Genomic DNA, 25,117 nt, shown 5'->3' on the forward strand with positions numbered 1-25,117 from the left:
GGCGAACCGTCGCATCGACGGACTGTCCTCACTGTGTCGGTTTCTTAAAACCGACATCATAGCATCACTTCGACTGTTTTATGGAGGAATTCACTGACCTCGTAAAACAGTCGTCATCTGGAAGATATAGTTGTATAGCTGGGTTGTCGCTGGATAGATAGAGCCTAAAATCTATGAGCAATACCTACGTGATTGTGTCCAGGCGTTCCGTTTTAAAACTGGTAAATAACGGCATTGATATTCATACCGGCTCCTACGGAAGCAATCACTACTTTATCGCCCGGCTCTATGTGCTGGTTTTCAAATTTTCCTTTCTGAATCAGATCCAGTAACGTAGGAATAGTTGCCACCGAACTATTCCCCAGCCATGATATGGTCATGGGCATCAATGACAACGCAGGGCTGTCCAGATTGTATAATTTATAGAGCCGTTGCAGAATGGCGACATCCATTTTCTCATTGGCCTGATGAATAAGGACTTTGCTGATTTGAGAAAGATGGATATCCGCTTTATCCAGCGCTTTTTTGATAACTAATGGCACTTGATTTAACGCAAATTCATAGAGCTTACGGCCGTTCATTTTCATGAAAATGTCCGGGCTGTCTTCCAGTAAGGGGGCATATGATTTGCTCATGCTCAGGAGCGTGGTGTACTCACAGGCATGAGTTTGCGTATGGTGCGCTAAAATGCCTGTCTGGCTGTTATCCGAGGCTTCCAGAATGACAGCACCGCTTCCGTCGCTGAATAACATGGAGTCGCGGTCGTGTGGATCAATAACCCTGGAAAGCGTTTCGGTACCAATAACCAGACACCGTTTGGCGTCGCCCGAACGGATGTAATAATTAGCCTGAATGAGTCCTTCTAACCAGCCAGGGCAACCAAACGCGAGGTCATAGGCAATCGTGTCTGGATTATTGATGTGCAGGAGGGCTTTAATGCGCGAGGCCAGGGAGGGAACCATATCGACCCGGTTGCTGCCATACGTAACATCGCCAAAGTTATGGGCAACAATAATATAATCGAGCGTTTCGGGATCGATGCCTGAACTTGATAATGCGTCGTTTGCTGCCAGAAACCCTAATTCCGACGCTATTTGGTCGGGTCGGGCGTAACGGCGTTCGCAGATACCCGTAATTTCCTTAAACTTCTCAAGAACGTGACCCTGGTTTTGTGGGATGGCAACTCCTTCTTTCGTATAAAATTGGGAAGTCAGGAAGGACTGGTTAGTGATAGTAACATCAGGAATGTAGCTTCCTGTTGCGGTAAAAACAGATCTGGTCATAGTTACGGAAAAGCCGTCAGACAGCTTCTTTTTTCGGGCAATAAGTCGCGGGTTTTAGAATTTCTACTGTTCGTTTAGTGTCGCTAGTAAATAAGTCCTGGCTTCGTTGAAAGCTCTAACCAGATGCCGGTAGAAATAAATACGATCCTGACCGACAAAAAAGGCCAGTTCGTCTTCGTGGTCGCAGACAAAAAACAGGCCATTCGGAAAATAACCATTGCCTGCACCATAGAAGTGATTCAGGTCTGGAACAAGAACAGTAATGTTCTCGTGGGTATGCCGGTTGGCATTGAAATTATAAACCGACTGGCGCATGGAATAAATCAGGCTTGTAATATCCTGAATCTTGCCATTGCTCCCTACTTCATCCAGAAAGTCAATTCGTTTGCCGGCCTGTTCGGCCTGCTGGAGCAGATCACCTTCCAGACTCAACAGCTCAATAAAAAGAGACTGGGTTACATTGGTGTATGGCGCATTACGATTGAATGCAGCCTCATGGAGATGATGGTCAATTACGATCAGGTGCTGTTTAAGCTGCGCCTTATTCCACTCTTTACTTGGGTATACTGTCATTAGAGACAAACCTTACTACGTTTAGACAAGCGGGCAGCAGGAGTGTAATAGTATAACGGATTCGACCGGGAATCGCTTTACAATGGGGCGATTCATTTGGACACTGTCTGCCATGAATCAACCCGATCGATTACGTTCGGACTCATAAAGGTAACGAAACCGGATGGACAATCATATAGCCGGGTCATTGGCGAGTAGGCCGAAAGAGTGCTGATCCCATCAGAAGCACTCTGTCAAATGCTATTCAGGCAGTACGTTCGCTCAAAATATTGACGATTCAATTGCCGGACTGATTACCTTCCGTTATCTATTAAACGGTTCTGATTATGCCGGCTCCAGCTATCTATTTCGAACCACCCTACGACATTCATCTGCTTCGGGGGCAATCGTTCCAAATCGTCAATGCGACAAATGCCTTTGCAACCTTACTACGAATTGGGGGAGATTTCGCGTATAATTATGTCGATAATCACCCAGATATAAGCTATACATTCTGGACCAGCTTCGACGAGGATAAGGCCAATGATTTTGGAATAACCGTCGAGAATCCGGTCGAGCATGATCATGCGTTTGATCGGAAACCTGACTGGCTAATCACGCTGGACGCGAATGAGCCCGCTGCCGCACAAAACCGTATTCGCAACTTTTACTTATACGCCGAAGTCGAGAATGCGGCTGATAATTCCAGCAACTGGACAGCATTGCGAATTCATATTCACACGAGAATCGAAGAGGTGTGGATTACGCCTGCGGGTTTAACCATTACGCCTGGTGTTACGCATCAGACTCGTCTGCATGGTCGTTTTGACGACGATGTTATCGCTGAAATCGGTAATCAGCGTTATCAGAATGCTCGGTTTAATATTGACCCCCAGCTTGCTATAAGCTGGAATTCACCTACCCCTACTTTAGTAGATCCGGCCAACGGCTCGATCAGGGCCCAGACTATAACCGGTATTCACGATCTGAATGTATCAGTTGCTTACGATGGGGTCACGCAAACGGCAGCCAGTCTGATCATGGTATCGGGAAATTTGGCCGCCAATTCACCCGTACAGGCCGAATTAGTGGCAACGGGAGGGTGCCCAGGCTTTCCCCGATTGAATGAAGTACCTAATATTCTCTTTTTATCCGAAGGCTTTACGCTCGAACAGGAATTCAACTTTAAAATTCTGGTTGCGGATTATGTCAAGGATTTGATGAGCAATAAAATTACCGCACCATTCAATCTGCTACGAGGCTCGATCAATTTCTGGATGATTTTTATTCCTTCACGCGAAAGCGGGGCGACATACCTGGGCGATTTGGCTGTACGCCAGAAACCGAACGAACCAATTCTACCCAAATTAACAGGTCGTCCGATTCCATTTATTGAAAGAGATCAGAATAAGCCGGTCGACGACTGGGACATTGAGCACCTCCTGTATTGGGTCGGGTTGCCCGTGAGAGCCGAACGCGACACCAACGACCAGACCGTAATTGATAACTTGTTTACCAAGTGGGAAGCCACGACCCACCTGACAGACGAAGAAATTGAGAAACTAAAGACGAAAAAATCGCTGATAAAGAGCTGGCAGCGACTTGGCGAAAGGCGGTTGTCTCCTGTAAAAGATACCGCTTTGGGCGTTACAATTCAGGATACAACAGCCGCCAGAAGGGAGAACGATTTTAGTGATATTGGTCTGGACCCCAAGCGCATCCAGCGCGGGGATCTGGACACTTTTTTCAGTACATTGAGGGATGATGATAACAACCTGATCGGTCCCACCTTCGTTCAGCAGGCGAGTCCGACTCAGCCACAGGGAAAGGATTGGGATAATATTGTCGTCTTATCGGCTATTCGTCGGGGGCGGGCTGTAAATAGTACAGGATATATGTTCTCCGTCGTTGAAAAGGCATCGTATTCGGATGCCAAAGAAATATTAATTGGCGATTTAGCCACCCTGCGTGTTCCGATTGCGCCAACTGATCTGCCCGACAAACTCCCGTTAAAGTCGAAAAATACCACTACCCATGAACTGTGCCATTCGTTTGGGTTAGACGATGAATACGGAGAGAATCCTCCTCTGGAAAGCTATAAAAATAAACCGGTCAATGATCCGATGGTTTCAGGCTGGTCGTTTGCAACGTATACAAAAGCCGCTTCTTCAGTCGATTGGTCCAGCAATGTTCAGGTCAGAGCTGACCTGGAAGTACCGGTTTCGAGTGGAGGTACTCAAATTCAGCCCTATCGAATCAAATGGCGCTATCATCGCATTCAGAAGTGTGGAGTCGTTACCAACATCACCGTAACTAGTAATCAAATCGAGCTAACGCTGCAGAATGGCCAGGCGGCTCAGTTTACCGCCAATAAACCTGTTTTTCTACGGAAACGACGGCGGAATACGACCGTATATTTTATTCATTCCCGCGCTACCGGTCAGGATCGATTAATCGCTTCCGTTATCACACCTAACCCACTTCCTGCTGGATTTGTAAACGCTGTTGACATAACCGCCATTGATGTCGCTAACGATCGGGTTACGCTTCGTCGTGGTACAGCTACGTTAATCGTTCAGGTAGACCGTGGACAGGCGGCTTTGTTACAAACAGGGACGGGATTTACGATTCGGTCCGAAAATAGGTATGGTCCTGTGCTGACCTTATTTCGAACAGCAGGTGCCGTACCCAATGGGCCGGATATCATTACAAAGGCAATTTCTGCTGAACTGACCGTAGTGAGCACTGATCCTGCCAACAATAGACTCACGCTGACCAGTCCGGCAAACGCTACGCTGCCCGACTACATGAGAACCCTGGATGTAAATGAAGCCATCATTGTGTATGAGCCGATTGCCATGCCTGAAGGGCAGCGGTCGGCCGATTATCCCTATGCCGAAATTATAGCCCAGAAAGTACTTAATCACTTACTGGTTAATCCATTTGCGTTCAATACGGATGATCAACACCGTGAAGTAATTGATCGAACGCCGGATAACACGAATATCCCTGGCCATTTAGTGCCTTGTTGCTCGAAGAGGGATAAGGAAATCATCGGTCTCTACAGCGGGGGCGATCAGCATCATGGTGGTGTATACCATCCTGCGGCCAAGTGCATGATGCGTCAACAGGTTGACGATGATCATTATACGGAGTTGTGTGCTGTATGCCGCTATACACTGATCAACCAGATCGATCCAACAAAACATGGCGATTTCGACGCTGATTATATGAAACGGAAAATTTATCCGGATTAAAATGAATACCGTTGGCTAAATAGCTCTAAAGCGCTATAAGCGAATGCATTACCTTTTCTTTTCCTAAACTCAACTTTATTGTATGTCCGCTCCGCGTTGTGCCTTCAACCCCCCCTACGATATTCACCTGCTTCGTGGGCAATCCATCGAACTGTCGAACTTGCTGGAGATTGATGGGACCGATGCACCGGAATACACGGACGCGCATGCCTCGATTAAATACAGTTTTCAGACGAGTTTTAATGCGTCGAATAATCTGAAGATAACGGGGACGCTCGGCAACCCGACCAGCCGAAAACCTACCTACCTGCTTAAACTGGATGCGGCTGCCCCCGCCGATGCCAAATTCCAGATAACAAGCTTTCTGGTGTATGCGATTGTAACCGATACGTCCGACAATTCCACGAGCCAGGCCGCCATTCGAATTCACGTGCACAAAACCATTCAGAAAGTCTGGATGACGCCCGACCCGATCACGGTGTATCAGGGTATGGCCGGAGCACGAGCGGCTGTTTACGCCCTTTTCGACGATAAAGTTGTGGCCGAAATCGGTGATATTTATGTAGGCGACAACGAAGAAATTGTTAAGTACACGATTACCAATAAGGTACAGATTAAATGGAAATGTACGGCCACACCCGCGTTGATCAACGATAGCGGACGTATAACGCCGGGTAACCGTTCTGGCAACCATGTTCTCAGCATTACTGTAAAATACGGTTCACAAACACTGAATGCTACGGGCACGGTTCAGCTGTCAGACGCGCTATCAGCCAGTCAGACGACGATTAAAGCAGAGTTGATCACGTCGGGCAACTGCCCCGGTTTCGATAAACTGAACGAGGTTCCCAATATTCTTTTTCTGGCGGAGGGCTTCACGAATTCAACGGCATTCGGGCAACTACTGGATAATTACGTATCGGATCTGGTCAGCAAAAAAATATCGTCGCCGTTCAATCTGCTGAAAGGCTCCATCAATTACTGGAAAGTATTTGTACCCTCCCGCGAAGACGGCTTAACCTATCGGTCGGTGCTGGAAGTGCTGGAAACAGAGCCAAACCGGATGTTAGGATTACGGGCTAAAGTAGCCACAAAGCCTGCCAGCGCTGACGCCAGTACGTGGACTGCCGAAAATCTGCTGTATTTCGTTGGCGTTCCGGTCAGGAACGACGCAACCGTTGGTAACACTGCGCTTCGGCTACGCTGGGAAAATACGACCAAACTAACGGCAGCGCAGCTGGACGAGCTGTTTGGCCCGACGAATGGGTTGGTGGCAAGCTGGCGTTCCGATGCCGAATGCCGACTACCCGACGCGAAAGATACGGCCTTTGGGATTAGCGTCAATGATTACACGGCGGTTGAACAGGATGGTCAGTATAACCTGATCAATTTTGATAAGCGTCGGGTGCAGCGCGATTTTCTGGATGGTTTTCTGGGGAGTTTAAAAGACACGGACAACAACCTGATCGGGCCTGTTTTTGTGATGGATACCCCGGCCGGGAATCGGGGAAAAGATTTCGATAATATTATCTTCCTGCTGGTCGATGGACGTGGTCGGGCGCAGAACGAAACGGGTTATATGTTCTCATCGGTCAACTCCGACAGTACCATTACACTGATGGGAACCTTGGCCGATGACCAGGTATCGGAAGTAGCGATCAGTGTTCCGGCTACGATTCCGTTGCGAAAAAAAGGGACCATTACGCATGAGTTGCTTCACTCATTTGGCCTGGGGGATGAATATGGTGAAGAGCCGGACGATGATGCGTATAAGGGTAAAATCATTACCGATCCACTGGTAGTTAACTGGCCCTTTACTGCTTACAACGACCCGGCTTATTATGCCGATGAATACAGCAACGTTCAGCCCAGAAAGGATTTTGAACGGCCCAAAACAGGCGGTGGAACGGGAACTGAACTCGATGCCTATAAAATCAAATGGCGGTATCACCGTATTCAGAAGTGTTCGCTGGTAACGGCTGTCACTACGTCCGGCAATGAGGTACTGCTGACCGTAAAGAACCCGAAGGCTGGTTTTAAGGTGGGCGAATCGGTGTTTTTTCGAAAACGACGAGTCAATCGCTATCAGCTACGGGTCTTCGATAAAGATATGCGGGTTGTAGCCGACATTGTTAATCCGGCTACCCTGCCGACAGCTTTCACAAAGTACTACGTAAAGGTAAAATCGATCGATGCTGCCAATAACAAGTTGACGATCAAAAGCGATTTCGGCACGAATCAGACGACGATCGAGCTGATGCCTGGTCAAACCAGTTTCTTTAGTGTAGGACAGCGGTTGGATATTCGGGAAAAACGGGTGACTGATCCCATTTTTACCATCCTGCGAAACCCCGCCACCACCGCCGGTCAGCCGGACACGCAGACCTTTTTGCTGTCACCTGAACTGATCATAAAATCGGTAGCTGGCAATCAGGTTACGGCGCAGCCGGTCGGTACAGCAACATTTCCTACTGGGCTTTCCACGCTCAACCCTAATGAAGAAATGCTCTTGTACGCGGCCGTTCCCGTTCGCGATAATCAGGGAACCAATCAATATAAATATGCTGAGTTGATAGCCAAACCGATTCTGGAATATCTGAATGACAATCCGTTTCCGCTGAATGCGAATACCACGCACGAAGAAATTATCGATACGGATGACATTCAAAATTCGACACTTCCCCCAAAGTACATTCCCTGCTGTTCCCGTCGGAAGAAAGAAATCATTGGCTTGTATAGTGGCGGAATGCGCTACTTTGGGGGAGTGTATCATCCGTCGGCTCAATGCATGATGCATGGCTACTACCTCAGCCCGAGCGATACGAAAGACAAAAAAGAACAGTTGATCGAACTCTGTGCCGTTTGCCGGTACACGCTCATCAACCTGATTGACCCAACTAAATTCGGGGACTTCGATGCCGATTATTTAACGCGGAAAATTTATCCTGACAATTTATCCTGACGAAGACATGGGTACTTTAGAAGAGATCGGGAAACATCTGGCTCTGGCCGTTCGTCCGTTGAAAGACGCGGTGAGCGACGCGGCTCATTTTCGGCAATTTATCTACCAACTGGGCTGGAAACCCACCGACATACCCCCGTCTTTTATGGCCCTGACCGTCAGGGTCGATGAAGCCCTGGCCGAACTGGATGCGCTGCTGGCCAATCCTGATCCGGAAAAGGCGCTGAAAGTGTTGGGCAAAGTGAAAGCGGTATACGAAGCGCTGGAATCAATTAGTGAAACTCCGCCGGGAGTAAACGATGCGGTTACGTTTCTGGCTGAGATTCAGGAGCGGATTTTCGAATTGCTGGTTGTCGATTATCTCACCGTAGCTTGGCCATTTCTGCTCAATTTCTTCAAAATGACGGGTGTCATCGAGCAACTAGCCGTGCCCGGTACCGCCGATCGTAGCCGTCCGTCGTTTATCCGACAGAAACTGAATTGGGATAAGATTCCGCAGATACTGACTCATCCTGATCAACTTCCTGAACTGATTTACGGATGGGGCACTCCTAATTTCAATTTCGAACTGTTTGCTGAACATCTGCTCGAACTACTGTATGCGCTGCGGATTCCAGTCTCGCTATCACCCATAGATCCCGACACCGGTTATCGTTACGTCGATTCCGATCCTGATGATCCTGCCAGTCCACGTGTCGATCAGTTTATCCGCATCGCTTTTGCGTACCTCAACATTGCCGGACAGGACAGGGACCTGGGTCTGGCGGTTTTGGACCTGCCAGCTGTCGGTGCAAAGCTGCCGGGCATCATTATTCAGCCTGCCTTACCCTCGGAGATTACGTTGCCGACGTTGCGGGTTCGTGAAGATGTGAATTTGATTATCAGGGCTGGTACCAACATTGCGTCCCTGTTCGGCATTTTGATCCGACCCGGTGAGATCTCGGTAAAATACCCATTTCAGGACGGTCAGCTTCCTTCGGCTGGCTTCGGGGCGGGTGTTGAGTATGCACCGGTTCAGACGCAAACCGTGGTGGGGAGCGAGAACGGAACCCGCCTGGAACTGAAAGGAGGTTCACTGGAGTTCAGTTTCCTGTTCAATGGTACTGATCCTGAACTGAAAATCGGCGGTAAACTGACCGATTTTGCGCTGATCCTTAACCCCGCCGACGCCGACAGTTTTATTCGAAAACTTATTGGCAGTGGCCAAACGAAAATTCCGTTTACGCTTGGATTTGAATGGTCAAACAAGAACGGTATTAAGTTTACGGGTGGGGGCGGTTTTGAAGTGGCCGTACATCCACATCTGGTGTTGGGACCGATATCCATTGAGGAACTACTCATCCGGCTACGCGGAGAAACTGACCCTAAACCAGCCGCTATTCTGGAAATTGGGGCGGGTATTAAAGGACAGTTGGGGCCGCTAACGCTGGTAGTGCAGAACATCGGCCTGGCCCTGGTCACGACCTTCGATCGGGGAAATGCCGGACCGTTCGACATTGCTCTAGGCTTCAAACCTCCAACGGGCGTGGGCCTTTCAATTAATGGCGGAGGCTTTACGGGCGGAGGATTTCTATTTTTCGACGACGCTAAAAAAGAATATGCGGGTGGGCTAGAACTTACGTTTTCGAATACCATTTCCCTCAAGGCAATCGGGATTCTGACTACCCGGATGCCCGATGGCACCGACGGTTTTTCGTTGCTGATTATCATTACAGCCGAGTTTACCCCCATTCAACTGGGGTATGGATTTACACTCAACGGGGTAGGTGGGCTACTTGGCCTCAACCGAACGTATCTGATTGAGGAACTGCGTAAAGGTGTTAATGACGGCTCGCTCAATTCGATTCTGTTTCCGCAAAACATTGTCGCCAATGCCACCACTATCGTTAGTAATCTCAAACGGATTTTTCCCCCGCAGCAAGGGCATTTTCTGATCGGGCCGATGGCTAAGATCGGTTGGGGAACACCTACACTGATCAGTCTTGAGCTGGGTTTGCTGCTCGAAATTCCACGGCCGGGTTTTGCCCTGTTGGGTGTACTTCGGATGAATTTACCCGACGAACAGGCGCCCATTGTGAAAATTCAGGTCAACTTCCTGGGCTACGTCGATTTCGATAAAGGACAGATTTCGTTCGATGCGTCGCTGATCAATTCCCGGATTCTGACATTCACGCTCACGGGTGATATGGTGCTACGGTTGTACTGGAAAGAAAACGCCAACTTCCTGGTTTCGATCGGCGGGTTCCATCCATCCTATACGCCCCCGCCCATGTCGCTTCCTGCCATGAAGCGGCTGAGTCTGGTCATTTTCTCAGGGAATCCGAGCCTTAAGGCCGAATCCTATTTTGCCATTACATCCAATACCGTTCAGTTCGGTTCCAAAATTGAGTTGAGCGCCGACGCCAGCGTTTTCAACGTGTATGGATTTCTGTCTCTCGATGTACTGGTTCAGTTTTCGCCCCTGTATTTCATCGCTGAGGTAGCCGCTATGCTGGCCGTTCGGTCGGGATCGCATACATTGTTTAGCGTCAAACTCAAACTAACGCTCGAAGGACCAACGCCCTGGCACGCGCATGGGGAAGCGTCGTTTGAAATTGGCTTCATATTTACGGTTACCATTACTGTTCATTTCGACAAAACGTTTGGCGAACGACGTAATGATACGCTCCCTCCGGTTCGGGTAATCGATAAACTGATTGAAGCGCTCAACCAATCGGGTAACTGGAGGGTTAATTTACCCATTGGTAATCAGTATGTTTCGTTGCGGGAGTTGCCGCAGAATGGCCAGTCGCTGATCCTGCATCCGTTCGGAACGCTGAACGTAACGCAGAAAATTGTACCCCTACGTCTGGACATTGCCCGCTTTGGTTATCAGCAGCCCGATGGCCCGCGACGGTTCGCTATTTCAGGCGTGAAAGTGGGCAATACCCAGTCGACGCCTACCGATGAGGACTACGAAAAAGAACAGTTTGCCCCGGCTCAATTCATTGAGATGTCGGATGCTGAAAAGCTCTCCAGACCCTCGTTTGAGGCTTTTGATGCGGGTGTGCAAGTGGGAGGCTCGACGCAGCCACAGAGTGATTATGCGGTTGGTCTTGATGTGGCCTACGAGCTGATTTATGTTCCGGAAAAACAAAAACCGAAACGCCTGACTTTTGATCGTGGCTTGTTTGGGCTCTATCTGTCAACCAACGCAATCGCCCGCTCCTCATTGGCCGAAGGGCAGCGTAAACCATCGGTGCTGGGAACAGAACCGGTTCGGGTACGTCCCGAAACATTTGCCGTTGCTACATCAGATACGCTGCAACTGCATCAGCAACTTATGTTCAACACAGAAACGGAAGCGCGGCAAGCGTTGCATAACCTTGTTCGACAGGATGCTGGATTAGCCGACGAATTGCAGGTAATTCCTTCCTACCAACTTAACTGATACCATAACCGATCATGAGTTTAGCCCGATATACCTTCCTGCCATGGCTGCGCCGGGGCATTGCGAATCAACTCACTCAGGGAGCTACTACGTCGCGGGCACAACTGGACGTTAGCCTGACGGTTAATGGCGACACAGCTCATCCGATCACCAAAACCGTTAGTCTGATTGGGCCGGGCGATGTGGTGGGTATCAATCAGCAGATGATTGTGCGTACGGAGCCGCGTAATCTGATAACGGATTTCGAGCCGAACTACCTGGCTTTTGTTGAGTTTTACGATGAAGATTTTCCCTGGCGATACACCCCCGATCGAGTTCAGAACAACCACCGGCTTAGCCCGTGGATTGCGCTGGTCGTGCTGAAAGAAACGGAATTTACGGATGTGAACACGGGCAATCGGCCTTTGCCCGCTATTTCTATAAAGGCTGCCAGAAACGATGTTTTGCCGCCACCTGCCGATACATGGGCCTGGGCGCATGTGCACCTGAACGAACCCATCGATCATCCGGGTAATCAGCCCAATCTAACGCAATTGGATAATCTGCTACGTAACTCGCCCGATCGGGGCATTTCGCGGCTAATGTGCCCCCGGCATCTGGAGCCGAACACAGCTTACCATGCTTTTCTTGTACCCGCTTTCGAGATTGGGCGAAAAGCGGGTTTGGGAGAATCCGTCAACGATTCGGACCCGGCTCTTACCATGTCGTGGGCGAAAGACGAAACCGGGGAGAAAGAGTATCCGGTATACTATCGCTGGTTTTTCCGAACGGGCGTTGGTGGTGATTTTGAATCGCTGGTGCGGTTGCTACAGCCACGCGACATGGACAAGCGGGTCGGTATTCGGGATATGGACATGCAGGCTCCCGGTTTTGGCATTGGCGCCATTTCGGTTCAGCCCGATAACACGGTTGGGTTAGAAGGGGCCTTACTGGCACCCACTACCGAGCGGAAACCGAACTATCCCTTCGATTCGGTCAGTGATTTTCCTGAAAAAGTAAAGCCGATCATCAATCTGTCGGAAGATGTTCGTGAGGCCAATGGCAGCACCGATCCGGTCATTACGCCCCCTCTGTATGGCAAATGGCATGCCCTGATCAGCCGATTGAGCCTTGAGTCTGACGAACAGAACTGGGTCCATGAACTGAATCAGGACCCGCGTTACCGCGTCCCGGCGGGTATGGGAACCCTTGTGGTGCAGAAAAATCAGGAAGATTACATGCGCAAAGCCTGGCAACAGATCGGGGATGTTCTGTCGGCTAATCAAAAAATTCGATTCTCGCAGTTAGCCATGCTGACCAGCATACAGCTTCATCAGAAGCATCTGGCTAGTCTGGATGATACGCTTCGGCTTGCTCTGACGGGACAACTTCATAAAAAAGTACGTAATGGAGCCACAACGGTGCATTTTCAGGTACAGCAGAGTTTGTTGCCTGTGGCCAGCGTAAGTGGTGCTTTTCGCAAACTCGTTCGACCACGGGGACTGATGGCGAAACGTCTGGAGATGAGTACGCCCGTCCGGAGTTTTACAAGTCTGATTCAGGGAATGAACACGGGAAAACTCACGGCGGCTCCTGCCAAAGTTGTTCCGCCCGAAGCGCAGACGCTGCCAGCAGAAATAGGCAAGCAGTTGGATTACAGTGCCGATGCCGTCAAAAACATTGGGGCACGGGGTAACTTTAAAATTCTTCTTCCCGGACAGACCCAGGCCCCGATCATCCGACGAATCAACCGGGATAATGCCGTAGCCAAAGTGTTCAGAACCGCCCTTACCAATTTGCACGAAGTGATGGTCGAACAGGTTATGCCCCCACCCGTGAGGCAGCCTGCAGGCATTAACGTGATTAGCCAAACGCTGATGAATGCGCTCAATCCGCTCAATACGTTCCCGGTTCGGGTATTGCCTGGCATTATCCAGGGCACTGGAATCGTCCCGAAACTGGATCGGGTGATGGCATACCCCGACATCAGAGATGCCATGTATGAGCCGCTGGTGGCCATCAATAAAGAATTCTTTGTGCCGAATCTGAACCTGATTCTGCCCAATACATTGTCGCTGATGGTAACGAATCAGCCGTTCATTGAAGCATACATGGTGGGGCTCAATCACGAATTTATGCGGGAACTACTCTGGCGCGAATACCCCACCGATCAGCGCGGAACACCGTTTCGACAATTCTGGAAACCAATTGGGGATACCCAAACCGCAGCTTTACCCCCGAAAGTGCAGGCAGAAAAACAGAAAGATATTCCACCCATTAACGAATGGCTGCTCAATGCACCGGAGAAAATACACTTGGGCGACCATAACCATCGGCTGACGGAGGTCGAAGATGGGTTACTGGTATTGGTCATTCGGGGTGATTTGCTCAAACGCTACCCGAATACGGTTATTTATGCGCAGCAGGCACAATGGGGTACAGAGCCTGACAGCCTCAATCGGTTAGTACTGGTTGACACGACCGGTCAGGCTGTGGCTGATGGCGTTCATATCAAAAATCCGATTTATAAGGCGCAAATCGACCCCGACCTTCATTTTATCGGCTTCGACTTATCAATTCCGCAGGCCAAAGGTGATGTGAAAGAAGAAACGGCGGCCGAAAAGCAACGGCTGGGTAACAACAACTTAGGCTGGTTTTTTGTGATTCAGCAGGTTCCCGGCGAACCCCGGTTTGGTCTTGACGACGAGGCTGTTACAAACCCAAGCCCGCAGAAATGGGACAATCTTTCCTGGAATACCCTCGGTAATACGCAGGGAGTGATTGACATGAGCAAGCCCTTTGTGCAGTCGCTGACGGGCCAGAACCCGGATGCCGTTGACTGGAATACGCAGTCTGCTGATCTGGCTTACATTCTTTTCCAGAAACCTGTCATGGTGGCCGTTCATGCCCGCGAAATGCTGAAAAACCTTGTTGCGCCTTAATCCTTAACGCTATGAATCTGATAGATATCCAACAGAAAGCCTCCCAATTGGCCGCTGAGCGGGATAAGGCGTATGGGCAGGTCGTGGAGCAATTTACCATACTGAATGCACTCGAAAAGGAAGTGGCGCAGTTGAAAGCCCGTGGAAAACTGTCGGATAGCGATACCGTGATACTGAAACAGCGTTTAGCCGAAATCGACAGCGCCCAACGGAATCTGGTGGAAATGAAGAAGGGCGTTCTTGAAGGCCGGGTGCGGGAGCTGGCTGATTATCAGGCAATGTTTGATGCGACGCCACAGAAACTGATCGAACAGTTGCCCGACAGCTTGCCGTTTGTACTCTTCCCGGTTCGAATAGAAACCCATTTCCATTCGGTGGGCGATACGCATGAGCTTTGGGTTCGGGTTTATCCGGATGAGATCACGACGTTTACGCACGAAAAAGACCTTACGGCGGATGAAATCGAGTCGGGCGAAACCTACTGGCGACAGGTTTGGGCAACCCGAACCGAAACCGACGAAGCGGGTAAACAGCTGCGGACAACCCTTTGGAATGGGTTAGCTAACCGATTTGGCGAGAACCGGGCGGCTTGGGTAGCCCGGCAAACGCAGCCGACTAACTGGTCGGCGCAGTGGCGAACCCTGCCCGAATTGATTCTGAAACCGCAGAATACACCCAAACCCCAGCCCTGGACGCAGGCACCGCACACGCGGCTGATGCCGAATCAGTTTGTCGTTATGGCATTTTCGGGTGTACGGAAAGTGCTGGAAACGGTTGGGAGTCCCATTCCCGACTATCTGGTGATGGGACCTGATCCCCTTCAGATGGAATCATCGTTCGGGCGCGATGCCGATAATAAACTGGTATACAGTAAGGAAATGGCCTGGCTGTTCGATTTCGACGAGGCCCTGGCCGTTGGGATGGCGATTAAAATGACATTGCCGAGTCCCTGGTTTCAAAGAGGATTTGATCGGCTGGTGGTGCTGGGTGTCCGGTTCAGTACCGATGCTGTACAGAATCAGCAACTCCTGGAAGAACTTGTTCAGAACCACAATTATTCAGCTGAAGGAATCAGTATTCTGCCACAGGGCACGCCCACCAACAACACCGAAAAAGCGACGGCAGGACCTTCAGCATCAATCAATCGCCAGCAGGAGGTAGAAGAAAATACTCCCTATTTTTCGCCAGTTGACGACTTCTACCAGCAGTCAGATGGTCAGCGGTTTGCCGAAGCGTTAGGTGTCAGTAATGAGTCGGTTTCTTTTGTGCCCAATGCAGGCTGGAACGATGTTCGGGAGGCATTGGCCATGAATAATGCACTCTGGCCTGCCACCTGGGGACTGTTCCTGAACGACCTGCTGAAACCGTTGGTTAGTCGGTCGCGCCAGACCCTGGTCCGTCAGTTTTTTACCGAATTTGTAACGGGCAGGGGCGGGTTGCCTGCCATTCGGGTAGGTAATCAGCCGTACGGATTGCTGGTGACAAGTGACTTTAACAGTTGGCAGTTTACCGACGCCGAGCTGGGCACCGATAAAGATTTCTGGGTAAAATTGCTGGCCATTCTACAGCAGTTACAAAGCCAGTGGGAAACGCTTCGTCCGCAGGTCGCCTTTGCCGGGAAGGAGGGAAGTAATCCCGAAAACCTGATGAACATGCTGGGCTTACAGGCTTCGTCGGTGGTCTTTCATTCCCGTAAGGCCGTGACAGATAGCTATGTCTGGAATTACCTTAACTTCCGGGCCTTAACACCCCAGACCGTAGGGCTTTGGGGTAGATTACAACGGGCTAAAGAACAGCAGTTTACAGCCTTAGGATTCAATGCGGCTACAGACTTTCTACTCGAAAAGTTGATTTTCCAGACAGCCACCGATGAGTTGAATGGCCCGGTTATCGATGCTGATCCGCGAACCCCACTGTCGGAAACGGCATTGATTCAGCCATTCAATGGGACCGATAATTACATTGACTGGCTGCTGAAAAGCGATTTGCAGACGATCAGAAATGGTCAGTTTCTGGATGCGAATAACCAGCCCGTTGCCCCACCAAAAGCACTTTTGTATCAACTTCTTCACCGAGCCTATCTGGAAGAATTCGGGCAACGGATTGCTGACTGGCTCGTTGATCAGCGATTCCTTCAGGATCTGCCTGTTGAAGGCCAGTTACAGAATATGGACGGTCAGCAGGATATCACGAAAGCTGATTATTTTCAACTCGATGCGGCCAAGCTCCGACTTTCCCAAACGGCCATGCCCGTTGGCGAGTTTATCCGTGCGTTAATTCCCAAACCGGGCGAGCCCTACAACGGTCCCACCGAGATGCTGCCCTTGATGGGCGTGATCGACGCGTTACGCACGCTTCGCGGGTTGCCTACTGCCCGGCTGGAACGGCTGTTTGCCGAACACCTTGATTTGTGCAGTTACCGCCTGGATGCCTGGCAAACCGGACTTTTTGCGCGTCGGCTCTATAATCTTCAGCACACCGAAAAGAACGAATACCTGCGAAAAGGTACGTATCTGGGTGCATACGGATGGGTTGAAAACCTTAGACCCAACACCACCAAAACGGGCTTTCCACAAGATCAATACCCTGCCCCTCTGCAGGACTCCAAAAACAAAACGATTTACGAAGATGCCGCCAATGGAGGGCATATCCAGACCCCCTCGTTGCGTCATGCGACAACGGCTGCCCTGCTTCGTAACGCGTATCTCTCCCACGGTGATGATAACGCACAGTTTGCCGTCAATCTGTCGTCGGAGCGGGTTCGGCTGGCTCTGAGTTATCTGGATGGTATTCGGAATGGGCAGGAACTGGCGGCTCTGCTGGGGTATCAGTTTGAGCGTGGTCTGCACGATCGGGGCTTGCTGCTGAACCAATATATTTACGTACTGCGTGATCGGTTTCCGTTGGCGGCAAAACAGTTAACGCCTGTTCCTGACAATGCTCCGCAGGAAGTAGTAGAGGCCCGTAACGTCATAAATGGCTACGACTTGCTGGACTACGCCCGCGCTCATCCGACTCTTCAGGGAATAGCCAGTCTGCCAGCCGACGGAACGACTGAAAAGCAGGCCATTCTGGACGAATTGAACCGGCTCACCGATACGCTCGACGCCATCGCTGATCTATCGTTGTCGGAAAGTGTGTTTCAGGCGGTTCATGGCAACTACGATCGGGCAGGAGGCATGATGCAGGCCATTTCGGAAGGGAAAATGCCCGCGACCCCCGAAATTGTCGACACGCCCCGCAGTGGCACATCCATTACGCATCGGGTAGCGGTTTGTCTGCAAACCGATGGGGTAGGTGATCAGCATCCGGCCTGGAGCGGACCAGCTTCACCTCGCAGCAAAGTGAATCCGTTCGTCAACTATTGGCTTGGGGAGCGGCTTCCCCAGGCCGCGTCTATCCAGTTTCAGTATCAGGCTGGGGCGGTAGATGACATACTGTCATTAGCCCAATTTACGTTGCAACCGCTTGATCTGGTCCTGATGACTGGGTCTGAGCTGGGTGCGCTTTCATCGGAAATCGAGCGGTGGCTGACGTATCAGATTCGGCAGAATTTCAACATTTCGGATGGGCAATCCATTACGTTTGATTTTCATAAAGCCGAATCAAACGGTGTATCATTTGCGGCTCTGTTGCCACTGTTACGTTCCCTGAAAAAGATTATAACAGAAGCCCGTCCGCTTCATGCCCTCGACTTTTTTCCACAAACCCAATCCTATCTCGAAGGTGTAGCGAATCCATCCGGCTATCAGGATTTAGCTACCTGTAAAACGGACCTGGAAGCGGCTACTGCGGAACTGAATACGCGCGCGTTGAATCTGAAAACGGCTGCTGATCAGCTTAAAGCGGAGATAACAGCGGCCCGGACGAATCAATTGACCAGTGTAGCTTCGGGAACGCTTCATGCGGTTCGGAAGGCTTTGCTGGCAATTGCTGATTACGGTTGGAGCGATGCCTTGCCCATTTCGGTCGATGCTACGTCCCTGCCCATTGCCGACGACTTACTCGCTCAGGCACAAGGCATGGTCAGCGTTATTCAGAAGCAATTGGCAACTGTTGATTTTGCTGGTTTTGAGGCACTTAATCCGGATCAGCAATTGGATCGTTGTCGGGATGTGGCGCGTCGGGTATACGGACAATCGTTCAGCTGGATTCCCCGGTTTCAGTTCCGGAATCAGAGCCAGCTAGACGATGCGCTTGAGCACAGTAAAGAGATGCTGAGCGGTGAGCCGGAACTGGTTATAGAAAACTGGCTACAGAGCGTGGCGCGTGTCCGGCCCGAGATGGAAAATGTGGAAACGCTGGCCCTGCACCATGACTTGTATCAGGATCTGCCGTTCGAGCTTACTCCCTGGCAATTGCCCTGGGTATCGGGTGAGAAATGGGTCGGCGAAACCTTCGCCGAAGCCCAACGAAATCAGGAGCGAATATCGATTGTAGTACACCAGGCCCCGGCCGACATGACTCTGCCGCAGGCGGGTTGGTTACTGGACGAATGGACAGAGTTGATCCCGACGGACCAGGAAACGACCGGTATTGCTTTCCATTACAATCGCCCCAATGCCTCGCCACCACAGGCCATTTTACTGGCGGTGCCGCCCGTACTGACTGGTAAATGGACATGGGACGAACTGGTTGGCATTCTGTACGATACGCTCGAACGGGCCAAACGCCGGGCGGTTGAACCCGATATGCTGACGACCACCGGCTATTTTCAGATACTTCCGGCTGTGCTGAATGATTTTTCTACGGGTGGCCTGTCCACGATTTTTACGAAAGGGAGTACGTTGCTGAAAAACTAACTGCGTTATTGCCATGGCCGATATCGATAATTTACGTCCTTTATTTTTTCAGTTGCCTCCGTTTCGCCCTGCCATAAAAGGCTGGAATCGGCTGGAAGGCCGGCCGCGTCAGGCTGACTTTGAGCGTAGTCTGCGGGCCGAAGTACGCGACCCGCTCTGGATGCTTACGCGGCAGTGGCAATTTGGCGAGTTTATCGGCGAAGATGCCGGTTCGCCCGTCGACGCCCGAATGCTCACCCACCAGACGTACCTGAATCGGTATGCCGTCAAAGGAGGGCCAGCTCAACCACTACCCATCGACATTCCGCTCGAAACCCGCGTTGAGCGCGAAGCCTGGCCCGATGATCTGGGCAGTCAGGTACGTACTGGACGATATTTTGAAAAACTGCTTCGGAAACAAGGCGTGTTTTCTACTAAAAATGCCCACCTGACGCAGTATTCTATTCGAGCCGATGAGCCCAACACAACTTATGACAAAGACACTGATCAAACCCGCGAAGCCGTAGCCGGTAAAATCATCAATGGCGGGTTATTGGTCAAGGCCATTCGCGATGGCTCATATGCTAACTGGGTGGATTTGACTACGCCCTCAACCGACTATCGGACGAAACAGAAAGACGCAGCTAACGAACTGATGGTCTGGCTGGGCCAATTTAGTTCGCAACCACTTTCAGATGCCGACAATGCCTGGGCGGCTTCGAACCTGGAATATCAGTTTGCCTGTGCCGCCGATGATGATACCAATGGATCTCAGGTTGTGTTGCAAGCAGAGCAGTATGAAAACGGTCAACTGGATTGGTATTCGTTTGATGTGGATATCGACAATAAGCTTGAGGCACCTGAAGGGAGCACAATTGAACCGATAAAATCGCTGGATGAGTGCCTGTCGTTTATTCCGGCTCCCGTGTCGTTTCAGGGAATGCCCAACCCGCGTTTCTGGCAAATGGAAAGCGAACGGATTGAGTTTGCGCAGATGGACGTGAATACCACCGATGTTATTAAGCTGATTATGACCGAGTTCATGCTGCTCTACAGCAATGACTGGTGTGTTTTTCCGTATGAGCGTAAAATAGGGTCGCTGTGTAACATTCGGGGATTAGTGGTTACCGATGTGTTCGGGCAACGGACGAACATTAGATCCGCCGGGTCTACGATCGATCATGAATGGACACGCTGGAGCTTCTTCAGACAACACGCAAAGGCTGATGCATCGGTTGATCTGTCGTTATTGCTCCCCGCTCTGGGTAAACCCGCAGAAAGTCAGCCTGTTGAAAAAGTTAACTTTATCCGCGATGAGATGTCGAACATGGTGTGGGCCATTGAGTCGGTGATTCCGTCGCCGTTGGGGCGAGGAGTAAATGGCTACGAATCAGCGCTGGCTGCGCAAAATGCCACCCTGCCGCCACCCATTACGTTGCTGCCGACGGCAGCAAAAATCCGGTATATACTCGGGACCAGTGTGCCCTACAACTGGATCCCGTTCATCCCCGTTCAGGTGCCCAACAATAACCGGGACATTCAACTCCAGCGGGCTCGCATGCCCGATTCGGCGGCTTTGTTTAAAGGCGAAATTCTTGATGAAACCGCGCCCTATTTCATCCACGAAGAAGAAGTTCCCCGCTCGGGCAAGCTCATTACCCGGACCTACCAGCGAACCCGAACACCAGCGGGAAATGTAGCGCTGTGGGTTGGCCGCAAAGTGACTGTTGGCAGAGGAGAGGGAAGCAGCGGCTTGGGCTTCGACCAATTGATGGATCTGGAGGGTTGAATCATAAGGTGACTTTGTGAGTTACCAAGTCTTCACCTGAAACCATATACGGTTTTCGAGAAGATCGGGATCAGTGCATACGGAAGAGTACAGGAAGGTTCACCAGGGTTAAGTTGTTCTTTTGTGAGCAAATTTCCCTGACCTTAGCCATGCAACGTTTTTCGCACCTGCTGGCCTTTAGCCATTCGATGGTTAAGGGTTGGCCTCCTGTCGTAAGCCGACCAATTCCTGGCAAATGGGTTGTGCTGATAGTCAGGTTAGTTTTGCTGACAGCCTTTCTGTTCGCCCAGCGTGGACATGCCCAGCCGAAACTGGAAACGGGAGGTCAGACTCCAATGCCTGCTATGTGGATCGATAAAGACACAGGGCATAAACTCAGGCGGCTGACCACAATCGACGGAAACAACGAAAGCTTTTATTTCCACAATAACCCTTTTGTGCGTGAGTTAGCAGGCGAAGGCGACAAAATGGTGTTTTACCATGCCGATGCCAGTGGCCGCCAATTGTATACGGTTAACCTGAAAACGGGCCAGGCTGAACCGTTAACAAAGTCGCTCATGCAGAAAGGTGGAGAGATCGTTGCGCCCAAACGGCGAGAGGTGTTCTATCAGAGCCGCGACAGTGTTTTTGCTACCCATATTGACACAAAAAAAACACGGTTGGTTTTTGTATTTCCGGCCGATATGAAAGCGACAATCAGCACCCTCAATGCTGATGAGACCATGCTGGCCGGGAGCCGTAGTGGTGAGGAAGCTCGTGAAATACTTCGCAAATACCCCGAAAAGAAAGATTTTTTCCCCCGTATCTTCGAAGCTAAGGTTCCGCATTCGCTTTTTACGATAAACACACAAACTGGTAAACTGACCACGATCCACGAAGAAAAAACCTGGCTGGGTCACGTGCAGTTCTCGCCCACAGAGCCGGATTTACTGATGTTTTGTCACGAAGGCCCGTGGCATCTGGTAGACCGCATCTGGACCATCAATGTGAAAACAGGTGCGGTCAAATTAAGGCACAAACGTACCGTGGAGGGCGAGATTGCGGGCCACGAATTCTTCAGCCGTGATGGGAAAACCATTTGGTTCGACTTGCAGAAACCCCGTAGCGTAACATTTTATCTGGCTGGAATGGACCTGAATACAGGCCAGGAGAAGCAATACGAAATGACCCGAAACGAGTGGTCGATTCACTTCAATATATCGCCTGATCAGACGCTGTTTGCTGGCGATGGGGGCGATCCGGGGCAGGTCGCGAAAGCAACCGATGGGACGTGGATTTACCTGTTCAGGCCTGAAGGCGACAGGTTCCGGGCCGAGCGACTGGTCAATATGAAACACCACAACTACAAGCTGGAACCCAATGTCCATTTTTCGCCGGATGGCAAGTGGGTTATTTTTCGGGCCAATTTTGAAGGCGAAAGTCAGGTATATGCGGTAGAAATCGCCAGAACAAATTCTTAAGTGTACATGAATGATCAGGGTGATAGGACGGGTGATTTCTTGAAAATGAAAAAATACATACTAAACGTTCTGGCAATAGTGACTCTATTGGGTGGAGTCTCGATTAGCCAGGCACAACCTACGTTGTCGGTTAACCGCCAGCAGGCCAGACCCTGGACATACTGGTGGTGGATGGGCAATGCCGTCAATGAAAAAGACATAACCCAGCTGCTCGAACAGTTTTCGAAAGCAGGGCTTGGAGGGGTGCATATTATCCCGATCTATGGCGTTAAAGGCTCTGAAAAAGAGTTTATCCCGTTTCTGAGTGAACGCTGGCTGGCTGTTTTCGCGCATACCGTTCGGGAAGGAAAGCGATTAGGCATGGGCGTTGACCTGACCACGGGTACGGGCTGGCCGTTTGGTGGGCCAGGGGTTTCGACCGAAACGGCAGCAAAGGCGTGGAAGGTTGACAATGGCAAACTGACAACGGTATTGACCAAACAGCAGGTTAAGCGACCTGCGCCCGGAGGACAGGGGCTTGTGATCGATTATTTCAGCAAATCGGCCATTGAGCAATACGTAAAGCGGTTCGATTCGACGCTGGCTCATCTAAACGAGAAACCGCGTGCGGTCTACAACGATTCGTATGAAGTCTTCGGCGCGAACTGGACAGCTAACTTTCTGACAGAATTTAAGAACCGGCGTGGCTACGATCTCAATAGTCAGTTAACGGCCTTTCTGGATACCAACCAAACCGAGAACAGCATCCTTGTTCATCAGGATTACCACCAAACGCTGTCTGAATTATTACACGATGGATTCACGAAGGGGTGGGCTGATTGGGCACATACCCATCGTTATCAGGTTCGCAATCAGGCGCATGGTTCGCCCGGCAACCTGATCGATCTTTATACCAAAGCCGATATTCCCGAAACGGAATCGTTTGGCTCCAGCCGGTTCCCGATTCCCGGCCTTCGCGTCGATGAAAACTACGAAGTCGACCGATTCGGCACACCGAATCCACTGGCCATGAAGTTTGCGTCGTCGGCGGCTAATCTGGCCGGTAAACCCTTGGTTAGTTCAGAAACGGGAACGTGGCTGGCGAATCATTTTCAGGTATCGCTGTCGCAGGTAAAGCCGCAGGTCGATGAGTTGTTTACGGCCGGGATCAATCACGTTTTTTACCACGGTATCCCGTATTCGCCACCTGCCGAAACCTGGCCCGGCTGGCTGTTTTATGCCTCGACCAACTATGGCCCTACGTCGCATTTCTGGCCGCACCTGCCGTTGCTGAACCGCTATATTGAACGCTGTCAGACACGGTTGCAGGCCAGTAAACCCGACAATGACGTGCTGGTTTATTTTCCCATTCATGATTTGTGGGCTACGCGGGCTAAATCGGCGGGAGGTATTCATCAGTTGGAAGTGCACCATGTGGAGCAGTGGTTGTTGCCGCAACCGTTCGGACAATTGTGTGAGCAACTGCTTCAGCGCGGCTATTCGTTCGATTATGTCTCGGATAATCTGCTTAAAAGTCTGACTGTCAACAAACAGAGCATTCGGAGTACCAGCGGGGCAACCTACCCAGTAATTCTTGTGCCTCGAAGCACGTATCTGCCCGAGCAGTCACTTCGGGAACTGGAGCGTCTGGCCCGACAAGGGGCACGTATTGTGTTTGATGGGAAATTGCCAGAACAGGCACCCGGTTTCCAGGATCATACCGCACGATCTGCCGAGGTAAAACGGCTTGGAAATACAGTCCGGCAACTGAAGTCTGTAACGGTCAGCCCCGACGTGTTTGGAACACTCAATCAACTGGGCGTTCGCGTTGAGCCCTGGGCGGCAGAAGGGCTTGCGTTTATCCGGAAGCGGCAGACCGATACGACCCAGTATTTTATCACGAATCTGAACAATCGTTTCCGCCAGAACTGGATCACGCTGTCGGCATCGGGTCGAGTGAGTCGATATAACCCGTTAACCAATCAGACGGATTGGCTGCCCATCAGGAAGGGTCAGAGCGGGAAAAATGAGGTATTCCTGCAACTGGAGCCGGGACAATCGTACTTTGTCAATGTGAGTCCGGGTAAGGCACCTGATGCTACCAGCCAAAAGACAGTGGCCGACCGCTCGACTGGAAAACCCATTGCCTTGCAAAACCCCTGGCGGGTTCAGTTTTTGCGCGGCCGTCCGGCTTTGACAGCCTCGAAAACGATACCGAGCCCTGCATCCTGGACAACACTGGCTGATTCAGCCGGTTATTTTTCGGGTACAGCCCGCTACAGCACGACCTTCGATTTGCCTGCCGATAAATCGGGTTCTCAATCGTATCATCTCGATTTGGGCGATGTGCGGGAAGTAGCTGAAGTGCGACTCAATGGTCAGCCGCTCGGAACCGCCTGGTGTATTCCGTTCCGACTGTCAATACCAGCCAATCGACTGAAACCCACCGGTAATCAACTGGAAGTTGATGTTACAAACCTGTCGGCCAACTACATGCGGCTCTATGACCGCCAGAATCCGGGCTGGAAAAAGTTTTATGACATCAACATTGTGGATATTCGCTACAAACCGTTCGACGCTACCCGCTGGGACGCGTTGCCTTCCGGCCTGCTTGGGCCTGTGACGCTGACACCCGTCAGTGCTGCATCAGGACAGTAGATTTCAAGGCAAGACGGATTCTGATTCAGAACCCGTCAGAACCCG

10 protein-coding genes are annotated in these 25,117 nt (G+C 50.8%); 8 read left to right on the forward strand and 2 right to left on the reverse strand.

Translation table 11 applies throughout. The features are described 5' to 3' along the window. Window positions 1-212 precede the first annotated feature (212 nt). Window positions 213-1,283: a 3-oxoacyl-ACP synthase III family protein gene (locus G8759_RS13250; RefSeq protein WP_167208663.1), complete on the reverse strand. Its 1,071-nt coding sequence runs from the start codon at window positions 1,281-1,283 to the stop codon at window positions 213-215. A gap of 63 nt (window positions 1,284-1,346) precedes the next feature. After that, complete coding sequence (locus G8759_RS13255) at window positions 1,347-1,856, reverse strand: hypothetical protein (protein ID WP_167208680.1); 510 nt, start codon at window positions 1,854-1,856, stop codon at window positions 1,347-1,349. A gap of 326 nt (window positions 1,857-2,182) precedes the next feature. Between G8759_RS13255 and G8759_RS13260 the strand changes: the two genes are divergently transcribed. The 8 genes from G8759_RS13260 (at window position 2,183) to G8759_RS13295 (ending at window position 25,072) form a co-directional block, all read left to right on the forward strand. Further along, window positions 2,183-5,092: a M64 family metallopeptidase gene (locus tag G8759_RS13260; RefSeq protein ID WP_167208682.1), complete on the forward strand. Its 2,910-nt coding sequence runs from the start codon at window positions 2,183-2,185 to the stop codon at window positions 5,090-5,092. Window positions 5,093-5,174: 82 nt separating this feature from the next. Beyond that, window positions 5,175-8,054, forward strand: coding sequence for a zinc metalloprotease (locus G8759_RS13265; protein WP_167208684.1), 2,880 nt, complete (start codon window positions 5,175-5,177; stop codon window positions 8,052-8,054). A 7-nt stretch (window positions 8,055-8,061) separates the two neighbouring features. Further along, window positions 8,062-11,484: a DUF6603 domain-containing protein gene (locus G8759_RS13270; protein WP_167208686.1), complete on the forward strand. Its 3,423-nt coding sequence runs from the start codon at window positions 8,062-8,064 to the stop codon at window positions 11,482-11,484. A 14-nt stretch (window positions 11,485-11,498) separates the two neighbouring features. Then, window positions 11,499-14,405, forward strand: coding sequence for a hypothetical protein (locus tag G8759_RS13275; RefSeq protein ID WP_167208688.1), 2,907 nt, complete (start codon window positions 11,499-11,501; stop codon window positions 14,403-14,405). Between the two features lie 11 nt (window positions 14,406-14,416). Further along, window positions 14,417-19,207 (forward strand): hypothetical protein, encoded by a 4,791-nt coding sequence (locus G8759_RS13280; RefSeq protein WP_167208690.1) that lies wholly within the window; start codon window positions 14,417-14,419, stop codon window positions 19,205-19,207. A 13-nt stretch (window positions 19,208-19,220) separates the two neighbouring features. Then, on the forward strand, window positions 19,221-20,975 hold the full coding sequence (locus G8759_RS13285) for a hypothetical protein (RefSeq protein WP_167208692.1): 1,755 nt from the start codon (window positions 19,221-19,223) through the stop codon (window positions 20,973-20,975). Window positions 20,976-21,124: 149 nt separating this feature from the next. Beyond that, window positions 21,125-22,435, forward strand: coding sequence for an oligogalacturonate lyase family protein (locus G8759_RS13290; RefSeq protein WP_197933126.1), 1,311 nt, complete (start codon window positions 21,125-21,127; stop codon window positions 22,433-22,435). A gap of 171 nt (window positions 22,436-22,606) precedes the next feature. Continuing rightward, window positions 22,607-25,072: a glycosyl hydrolase gene (locus G8759_RS13295; RefSeq protein ID WP_232074306.1), complete on the forward strand. Its 2,466-nt coding sequence runs from the start codon at window positions 22,607-22,609 to the stop codon at window positions 25,070-25,072. Window positions 25,073-25,117 lie beyond the last annotated feature (45 nt).

The sequence above is a fragment of the Spirosoma aureum genome (assembly GCF_011604685.1).
Classification (GTDB): Bacteria; Bacteroidota; Bacteroidia; order Cytophagales; family Spirosomataceae; genus Spirosoma; species Spirosoma aureum.

Excerpts from the sequence above, each read along its gene's own strand:
- G8759_RS13250 (WP_167208663.1), bottom strand. The coding sequence starts at position 1,283 with ATGACCAGATCTGTTTTTACCGCAACAGGAAGCTACATTCCTGATGTT.
- G8759_RS13255 (WP_167208680.1), bottom strand. The coding sequence starts at position 1,856 with ATGACAGTATACCCAAGTAAAGAGTGGAATAAGGCGCAGCTTAAACAG.
- G8759_RS13260 (WP_167208682.1), top strand. The coding sequence starts at position 2,183 with ATGCCGGCTCCAGCTATCTATTTCGAACCACCCTACGACATTCATCTG.
- G8759_RS13265 (WP_167208684.1), top strand. The coding sequence starts at position 5,175 with ATGTCCGCTCCGCGTTGTGCCTTCAACCCCCCCTACGATATTCACCTG.
- G8759_RS13270 (WP_167208686.1), top strand. The coding sequence starts at position 8,062 with ATGGGTACTTTAGAAGAGATCGGGAAACATCTGGCTCTGGCCGTTCGT.
- G8759_RS13275 (WP_167208688.1), top strand. The coding sequence starts at position 11,499 with ATGAGTTTAGCCCGATATACCTTCCTGCCATGGCTGCGCCGGGGCATT.
- G8759_RS13280 (WP_167208690.1), top strand. The coding sequence starts at position 14,417 with ATGAATCTGATAGATATCCAACAGAAAGCCTCCCAATTGGCCGCTGAG.
- G8759_RS13285 (WP_167208692.1), top strand. The coding sequence starts at position 19,221 with ATGGCCGATATCGATAATTTACGTCCTTTATTTTTTCAGTTGCCTCCG.
- G8759_RS13290 (WP_197933126.1), top strand. The coding sequence starts at position 21,125 with ATGCAACGTTTTTCGCACCTGCTGGCCTTTAGCCATTCGATGGTTAAG.
- G8759_RS13295 (WP_232074306.1), top strand. The coding sequence starts at position 22,607 with ATGGGCAATGCCGTCAATGAAAAAGACATAACCCAGCTGCTCGAACAG.